The sequence below is a fragment of the Butyricicoccus sp. genome (assembly GCF_050872565.1).
GTDB lineage: Bacteria > Bacillota > Clostridia > Oscillospirales > Butyricicoccaceae > Butyricicoccus_A.
The window spans coordinates 1-7,856 of record NZ_JBNMHC010000076.1 but is presented as its reverse complement, the minus strand read 5'-3'; the positions used below and the strand labels follow the sequence as shown (position 1 = coordinate 7,856).

The 7,856-nt window shown below is 51.3% G+C and carries 7 protein-coding genes and 1 pseudogene; 3 read left to right on the top strand and 5 right to left on the bottom strand.

What is annotated here, in order from left to right; all coding sequences use genetic code 11:
* Together thiC and ACR0P9_RS04890 are read left to right on the top strand one after the other, a co-directional pair.
* Positions 1 to 873: phosphomethylpyrimidine synthase ThiC (thiC, locus tag ACR0P9_RS04895; protein WP_432617866.1), on the top strand; the 873-nt coding region annotated here is incomplete at its 5' end.
* Between the two features lie 160 nt (positions 874 to 1,033).
* Positions 1,034 to 1,303: a hypothetical protein gene (locus tag ACR0P9_RS04890; RefSeq protein WP_432617864.1), complete on the top strand. Its 270-nt coding sequence runs from the start codon at positions 1,034 to 1,036 to the stop codon at positions 1,301 to 1,303.
* Positions 1,304 to 1,329: 26 nt separating this feature from the next.
* On the opposite strand, the gene ACR0P9_RS04885 is transcribed toward ACR0P9_RS04890, so the two are convergent.
* On the bottom strand, positions 1,330 to 1,506 hold the full coding sequence (locus ACR0P9_RS04885) for a helix-turn-helix domain-containing protein (RefSeq protein ID WP_432617867.1): 177 nt from the start codon (positions 1,504 to 1,506) through the stop codon (positions 1,330 to 1,332).
* A 143-nt stretch (positions 1,507 to 1,649) separates the two neighbouring features.
* On the opposite strand from ACR0P9_RS04885, the gene ACR0P9_RS04880 reads away from it, so the two are divergent.
* Positions 1,650 to 2,006 (top strand): hypothetical protein, encoded by a 357-nt coding sequence (locus ACR0P9_RS04880; protein WP_432617862.1) that lies wholly within the window; start codon positions 1,650 to 1,652, stop codon positions 2,004 to 2,006.
* Between the two features lie 50 nt (positions 2,007 to 2,056).
* On the opposite strand, the gene ACR0P9_RS04875 is transcribed toward ACR0P9_RS04880, so the two are convergent.
* The 4 genes and pseudogenes from ACR0P9_RS04875 to ACR0P9_RS04860 form a co-directional block, all read right to left on the bottom strand.
* On the bottom strand, positions 2,057 to 3,784 hold the full coding sequence (locus ACR0P9_RS04875) for a phospho-sugar mutase (RefSeq protein WP_432617860.1): 1,728 nt from the start codon (positions 3,782 to 3,784) through the stop codon (positions 2,057 to 2,059).
* A 304-nt stretch (positions 3,785 to 4,088) separates the two neighbouring features.
* Positions 4,089 to 5,306, bottom strand: a complete 1,218-nt coding sequence (locus tag ACR0P9_RS04870; protein ID WP_432617858.1) for a GTP-binding protein — start codon at positions 5,304 to 5,306, stop codon at positions 4,089 to 4,091.
* 675 nt (positions 5,307 to 5,981) lie between these two features.
* A pseudogene (locus ACR0P9_RS04865) lies at positions 5,982 to 6,785 on the bottom strand (PSP1 domain-containing protein); the annotation flags it as partial.
* Between the two features lie 51 nt (positions 6,786 to 6,836).
* Positions 6,837 to 7,856 (bottom strand): ATP-binding protein (locus tag ACR0P9_RS04860; RefSeq protein WP_432617856.1); only part of this gene is annotated, 1,020 nt, incomplete at its 5' end.

Below are 7,856 nucleotides of genomic sequence, written 5' to 3'. Positions count from 1 at the left end.
GTCGAAGCGCACGCCAAGACCGGCGTAGACTTTGTGACCATTCACGCAGGCATCAACCGCAAGACCATTGATACCTTCAAGCAGACCAAGCGTCTGACCAACATTGTATCGCGCGGCGGCTCTCTGCTGTTCGCATGGATGGAGATGACCGGAAACGAAAATCCGTTCTACGAATATTTCGATGAGCTATGTGATATTCTGCACGAATACGATGTCACCATTAGCCTTGGCGATGCTATGCGTCCGGGTTCCAACCATGACTCCACCGATGCCAGCCAGATTACTGAGCTGATTGAACTGGGCATCCTGACCAAGCGCGCTTGGGAAAAGAATGTACAGGTCATGATCGAAGGACCGGGTCACATGGTGCTCAATGAAATCAAGGCGAACATGGAAATCGAAAAGCGTCTGTGTCACGGTGCGCCGTTCTATGTTCTCGGTCCAATCGTAACCGATATTGCCCCAGGCTATGACCATATCACTTCTGCTATCGGCGGTGCCATTGCAGCGACATATGGTGCAGACTTTCTGTGCTATGTCACCCCAGCAGAGCATCTGCGTCTGCCGGACGTCAATGACGTAAAGGAAGGCATTATTGCCTCCAAAATCGCAGCTCATGCCGCAGATATGGCAAAGGGCATCCCGCACGCACGGGATATTGACAACAAGATGAGCGATGCTCGCCGCCGTCTGGATTGGGATGAGATGTTTGATCTCGCCATTGACGGGGAAAAGGCACGCAAATACTTTGAGTCCAAGCCGCCGAAGGATCGTCATACCTGCTCGATGTGCGGCAAGATGTGCGCTATGCGTACCACCAACTACATTCTGGAAGGCAAGGATGTCTCCCTGCTCTCCTCTGACGAAACCTAAGCCTATCTATTTTTCTTCTCATACCACCTTATATGCAAAAACCTCCTGCGAAAACAGGAGGTTTTTGTCGTCTCAGGTAAATCTGAGAGAATTTCTAACCGGCACAAGCCCTCTCTGTCGCTGCGCGACATCTCTCCCAGAGGGAGAGACGAGTGGGTCTGTGCATAAAATAAAAGCCTTCCTCTCTGAGGAAGGTGGCGCGGCATCAGCCGTGACGGAAGGAGCCGCTCGTGAGCAAGTCTGTATTCGAGTTACTCTGATTCATCAGGGCGAATTGGCTGCTCCCTCAGTCTTCGCCTGCGGCGAATCCAGCTCCCTCAAAGATGGAGCCTTCTTGGCTCTCCCTCCGGGAGAGCTGGCATTTGCGCAGCAAATGACTGAGAGGGCTGATTCCGGCAAGTTCGTATCCGGTAAAATATATAATCTATAATCGCCGTAATCTTTTATAATAATTATTCATGAATTGCTATCTATAAACCGTAAAACATCATTCGGCGTACACTGCAAGATGTTGCACAGCTTCTCCAGTGTATAGACTGTAATCCCTTTGTTGTGTTTTAAATTAAAAATCGTTCGGGTATTGATGCCGTATTTTGTGATTAACGTATATGTTGTAATCTGTTTTTGCTTCATTGTTGCCCATAGCGGACTGTAATCAACCAAACCGGCACCTCCTCCCACGATATATGTTTTATTATCGTAGGAAAAGAGATACTTGAATATACTGAAAAATGTAAGTATAATATTGGTATTCTATCATACAGGAGGGATGTCCCATGCGGATTGAAAAGTATTACTATTCTGATACTGACAGCCAAACCCCAACCGTACAAAACACAGATAAATTTCAACTGTTTCATCAGCTGTCCTCACACTGCGCATCTTTGGCACAGGAAATCGGTGCAAATTTGCTCGTAGATACTGATGACCACGCAGGTTGGATTACTTTAATCTGTGATGCGTTTAGTTTTAAAGGCTCTGTAAAACACACAATTTTACAGCTCGCAGAACAGGCAGATGAAATAACCATTCAATCTTCGGTAGACACTGGTGAACACAGTCCCGCCGATATTGATAACGCTATCCAAGTAACATTCTGGTTTGATCTTGTCTCGTATATTCCATGTGATTAAACAAAAAATCCCTCCGGGTTTCTCCGGAGGGATTCGTTGTTTGTATGAAATTACTTGACGATTTCCTTTGCAGCAGCAGCGTACTTCTCGATCTTTGCGTCCACTTCTGCCTTTTCCTTGCCGTTTGCCATGATGTAAACCTTGACCTTCGGCTCGGTGCCGGACGGACGAATGATGAAGCTCGTGCCGTCTTCCAGATCGTAATACAGTACGTTCTGACCCTTCAGCTCTACTTCGGTCTGTGCGCCGGTTGCCAGCTCGGTCTGGATGCCGGACTGCAAGTCGCGAACATCCTTGACTGCGGTGCCGCCAACTTCCTTGAGCGGGGTCTCACGCAGTTCCTTCATCAGCTCTGCCATGCGAGTCAGACCGGATACGCCCGGCATCACGATGGACAGGGTCTCTTCTGCGTAGTAGCCATAACGCTTATACATATCCTGCATTGCATCGTACAGGGTCATGCCCTTGGTGCGATAGTAAGCAGCCATCTCTGCAATCAGCATGGAAGCAATGACAGCGTCCTTGTCGCGGGCATGGTCGCCGCACAGGTAGCCATAAGACTCCTCAAAGGCGAACAGATACTGATGCGAACCGGTAGCCTCGAATTCCTTGATCTTCTCTGCGAGGAACTTGAAGCCGGTAAAGGTATCAAAGCAAGCAACGCCGTTGTCGTTGGCAACCTTGCGTGCCATCTCTGTCGAAACAACAGACTTGAGCACTGCCGGATGCGGCGGCATGGTGTTGGTCAGCTTCTTTGCGGTGATGATGTAGTCAATCAGCAGCACGCCCATCTGGTTGCCGCTCAGGGTGACATAATCGCCGGTGCTGCTCTTGAGCACGGTGCCGCAGCGGTCAGAGTCCGGATCGGTACCGATAATCAGGTCAACACCCTGCTGCTTTGCCATCTCGATAGCGATGTTAAAGCCTTCCTTGTTCTCCGGATTCGGAGACTTTACGGTCGGGAAGTTGCCGTCAATGACCATCTGCTCCGGCACGCAAATGACATGCTTGTAGCCGATGCGCTTGAGGATTTCCGGAACCAGCTTGTAGCCTGCACCGTGGAACGGGGTGTAGATGATCTTGAAATCATCGGCAACCTGTGCGATGCAGTCCGGATTGATGCTCATCTTCTGAATCTGACGCAGATAAATCTCATCGGATTCCGGTCCGATAATCGTAATCAGACCCTTGTCAATGGCTTCCTGATGATCCATGGTCTTGACGTCTGTGAACATGTCCAGCGCGTCCATTTCCTTTGCTACAACGTCAGCCTCCTTCGGCGGCAGCTGTGCGCCGTCTTCCCAGTAAACCTTGTAGCCGTTGTATTCCTTCGGGTTGTGAGAAGCCGTAATCATAACGCCTGCCAGTGTGCCATAGGTACGAACCGCAAACGACAGCACTGGAACCGGACGCAGGGATTCATATTCAATGACATTGATGCCGTTTGCTGCCAAAATGCTGGCTGCCAGATGAGAATACTCATCCGAATGCAGACGGCTGTCGCAAGCAATCGCTACGCCGCGCTGCATGGCACGCGGACCGTACTGCTTAATCAGGTTTGCCAGTCCCTGTGTCGCTGCACCAACGGTAAAGCGGTTCATCTTATACAGACCGATACCCATGGTACCGCGCAGACCTGCTGTGCCAAAGGACAGCGGCGCAAAAAATCGCTCCTGGATTTCCTTTTCGTTGCCCTCCAGAGCTGCCAGCTCGGCGTGCTCCTCTGCGGTCAGAGCCGGAGAGTCCATCCACTTGCGATATTCTTCCATATAGCCCATTTCAAAACACCTCATATTTCCTATTTTAATTTTTTCATAGATCGTCCTTCTGCGGATTCAGAAGGTATCTCTAGAAAAATTATACAGCATTTCATCGGGAATTTGAAGGATAATTTATCAAAATTACAAAATGTTTTTGTTTTGCACAACGCATTGGCGTATTTTACAGCATTTTGTCCAAATTTGATGAATATTTTTCTGTTATTTTGCAGAAGCAACGCAAATTTTGCGTTTTCGGGATAAACTTTCGTGACACAAAAACCGGATGCCCCGTAAGAGCATCCGGTTTTGTCTTTTTTATCTGTTATTCTTCTTCCAGAAGCAAAACCTGTTCACATCGATCCAGAATGCCTGCCAGCTGTGCCAGCACGGTTCCGTAGTTTGCGGACGGAACGCCTGCTTCGCGGCAGATTGCCACGCGCGCCTGTACTGAGCGAGTGGACATGGTTGCGCCGGTGTCGTGAATGACGAGATCATACTCTGCCAGATTTTCCGGCAGATCCAAGCCGAAATTATAATCAATTTGCAGCTCCTCGCCAATCAGGCGGCGCAGCGAACGCGGAATCTTGATGCGGCCGATCTCCTTGTATACTTCACTCGCACGGCTGCCAACAGCAACGAGAATCCGGCTGTCCTTGCTCAGATTGCCCAATGTGCGTGCACCATCGATAAATTCCTTGAGCACACCGCGCTGCTTGGCATACAACAAGGAATACGAGGTCAGCGGAATGCTCTCCGGCACAATACCGCGCACCTTGCTAAACGAGCGCGCATAGGCAATGACCAGATCGACACGCGGAATCTCTTTGAGTGCGTTTTCTAAATCATCCTCATGAATGATGACACAGCGTGCTCCGCGGTTAATCAAGTCCATCATAATCAGATACTCATGAATCAAGCCGGATTCCGGCACTACCATTACGACATAATCGCCCTCTCGCACCAGATTATCCGGTATCAGCGAACCTTCAAAGTCCTCGCTCGTGCGCACCATCTGCGACAGACGGGCGCGCAGCAGCGAAACCGAACCGGATGTATTGGCGGAAATAAAGATGGCATCCGGAAACTCCATCTTGAGCTTGGCAATATCGCCCGCATATGCTTCATCGCAGCGGTTAAATACCTGCAAATACGGCACATCGTTTTTGATGAGCCAATCATGTGCATGTTGATAGGTCTTTCGTGCTTCCTCGTCAAACTCCTGAATATTAATGACATAAATCGCAATGTCCGCGCGGCGAACGATATTGCGCACTGTCGTGGCATTTTCGCCGTTCAATTCACTGACATCATTGAGTCCCGCCGTATCAATCAGTGTCACCTCACCGATGTGTCCGAGACGACAGCTGCCAACAATCGGGCTATACTTCTCTGTTCCCTTCTGCTCAATGTCCTTCTTATGAGAAACCAGAAGATTAAAAATACTTGTCTTGCCACTGCCTACCTGGCCAAACAGAACAATGTGTCGATTTTGGCCGCCGATTTCGTTGGCCAAATCTGCCGATAAATAGTTATGTCTCATGCTCTTTCTCCTCCCTGTATCTCTATGCTGTCGAGCGGCGGAAGGAAGCCTCCTTTGAACTCTTTTCTATATTCTTATTTTCTAGATTTCATTATATCATGAAAATGCAAAATGTACAGCTTCTGCCCATCAACATTTCCTGTTCTCAGTGTAGCATATACACCTCTATTCATCAAGCATCCTGACGAAAAAAGCATCTGCCAATTGGCAGATGCTTTGTCTCTGTTATGCTTCCGGTGCGCCGGTTTTGTTTTCTTCTTTTGGACGTCTCTTCGGACGGCGGCGGCGCGGCGGGCGATGCGCATCGACAAACTCCTTGTCCTCCGATGCACGGCGCTCGTTGTGTGCCGGACGGGAATCGCCCTGCTCATTTCTGCTGCGCTCGCGGCGCGGACGGCGCGGGCGATTTTTATGCTGCTTGTCGCCGGATTTTCCTGACTTTTCCTGCTTTTCGCCGGATTCTTTTTCATTGTTTGACTTCGGTGCGGCATCCGGATTTTTCCGGCGGCGCTTCGGACGCTCGGCGCGGCGGCGCTCCTGCTGCGGCTCGGTCTGTGTCTCTGCACCCTGCTCCGCTGTCTCCACCGTATCGACCAGCTTTTCCGCCACCTTCGGTGCGGCAGCTGCCGGCTTTGCCGTTGTCGGACGTGCCGGGCGGCGCGTTCTGCGGCCCGCCTGCAAGACCTGACAATCCGTGCAGGCATAGATGCGCGGCGTATCCGGATCATCCTCCAGCTGTACCGTGCACTGTCCGCGTAGCATGGCATTGCTGAGCACCACGCCGACGCCATCCGGCGTCTGTACCGTGGAATCGACACGCGGTGTCACACGCGCCAGCTCTTCATAGGCCTCCTGCTCATATTTCAGGCAGCACATCAATCTGCCGCAGGTGCCGGAAATCTTTGTCGGATTGAGCGACAAGTTCTGTTGTTTTGCCATATTGATGGAAACCGGCTGGAAATCGTCCAAGAACGATGCGCAGCACAGCGGTCTGCCGCAAATGCCCAGTCCGCCGAGAACCTTCGCTTCGTCGCGCACGCCAATCTGGCGCAGCTCAATGCGCGTGCGGAATACCGATGCCAGATCCTTGACCAGCTCGCGGAAATCCACGCGGCCGTCCGCAGTAAAGTAAAACAGCACCTTATTTAAATCAAACGTATATTCGACCGAGACCAGCTTCATATCCAGCTTGTGCTCGACAATTTTCTTTTCACAAATCGCAAAGGCTTCCTTTGCTCGCTTTTGATTGGTCTCTACGACCTTTTCATCCGAATGTGTCGCAACGCGCAGCAGCTTTTTGAGCGGCTTGACGACTTCGCCCTCTGCGATGTCTTTGTTGGCAATTGCGACTTCTCCATATTCTACGCCGCGCGCCGTCTCGACAATGACATGCTGTCCCACCGTCGTCTCGATGCCGCACGGGTCAAAATAATATACTTTTCCGACTTCTTTGAATCGGACACCTATAATCTGAGCCAAAATTGTTCCTCCTACGTCTCGCCAAACCGGCAAAACGCTCTCTCATAAAATCTATTGTATCCGCTCAAAACTTCCGGCAGCAAGGCAGCCTGTCAGCAATGCCATGCTCGGATTGCGGGAAATGCGTTCATCCAGCTCGCCCATCCAATCGTACAGCGCGAGCATTTGTCGAACGGTGAGCCTGCGGCTCACGGCATGGGTCTGTTCCTGTAGTGCCGGAAGCAGCGGCGATGCCATGCCGTGTGCGCAGAAAATCGCATCGCGCATGGCTGTGCGCAAAGCCGTCAGCACATGGGAAAACTGCTGTCGTGACAAGCCGGAGCAGTGCTCAGCTGCTTGCAGCAGGCGTAATTCGTTTTTGCTGTCCAGCGCCCACAAAAACTCGCCCGCCATCTGAGTGATCTCCTCCGCCTCTTCGCTGAGTGCCGCAATCGCATCTCCTGCAATGCCCTGACAGCCTGCGGCGGCAGCCTGCAAGATAGCAGCATCTTTGTCCGGATATTTTTGCCGCAACAGATGCAGCACGGATCCCCGATCCAGCGGAGCCAAGGCATATTGCGTACAGCGCGACAAAATCGTAGGCAGAATTGCACTTTCATTTTCCGTCATCAGAATAAAAAAGGCGTATTCCGGCGGTTCTTCCAGCAGCTTGAGCAGCGCATTTTGCGCCGCAGCGTTCATATTCTGCGCATGGCGAATGAGAAAAATCCGGCGGTCACTGTCACCCGGATAGACAGCACAATCCGACCGAATGCGGCGCGCCGTGTCTACTTTGATCTCTGCATCACCCAAATCAATGCAGGTGACATCCGAATGATTGTTCTGCTCGACCTTGCGGCAGGCCGCGCACTGCCCGCACGGCTTTTCGCCCGTGCTCTCGCATAGCAGTGCCATGGTCAGCACGCGCGCTGCCGTCAGCTTGCCAATGCCTTTCGGACCGGTCAGCAGAATGCTCTGCGGAAATCGTCCGCGCAGGGCATGTTGCCAAGCCGCTTTCAATTCAGTATTTCCCAGCAGACTGGCAAACGTCATGACGGTTCCGCCTTTCCTCAAAAATCGCCATCCATCACG

Excerpts from the sequence above, each read along its gene's own strand:
- ACR0P9_RS04870 (WP_432617858.1), bottom strand. The coding sequence starts at position 5,306 with ATGAGACATAACTATTTATCGGCAGATTTGGCCAACGAAATCGGCGGC.
- ACR0P9_RS04885 (WP_432617867.1), bottom strand. The coding sequence starts at position 1,506 with ATGAAGCAAAAACAGATTACAACATATACGTTAATCACAAAATACGGC.
- ACR0P9_RS04880 (WP_432617862.1), top strand. The coding sequence starts at position 1,650 with ATGCGGATTGAAAAGTATTACTATTCTGATACTGACAGCCAAACCCCA.
- ACR0P9_RS04875 (WP_432617860.1), bottom strand. The coding sequence starts at position 3,784 with ATGGGCTATATGGAAGAATATCGCAAGTGGATGGACTCTCCGGCTCTG.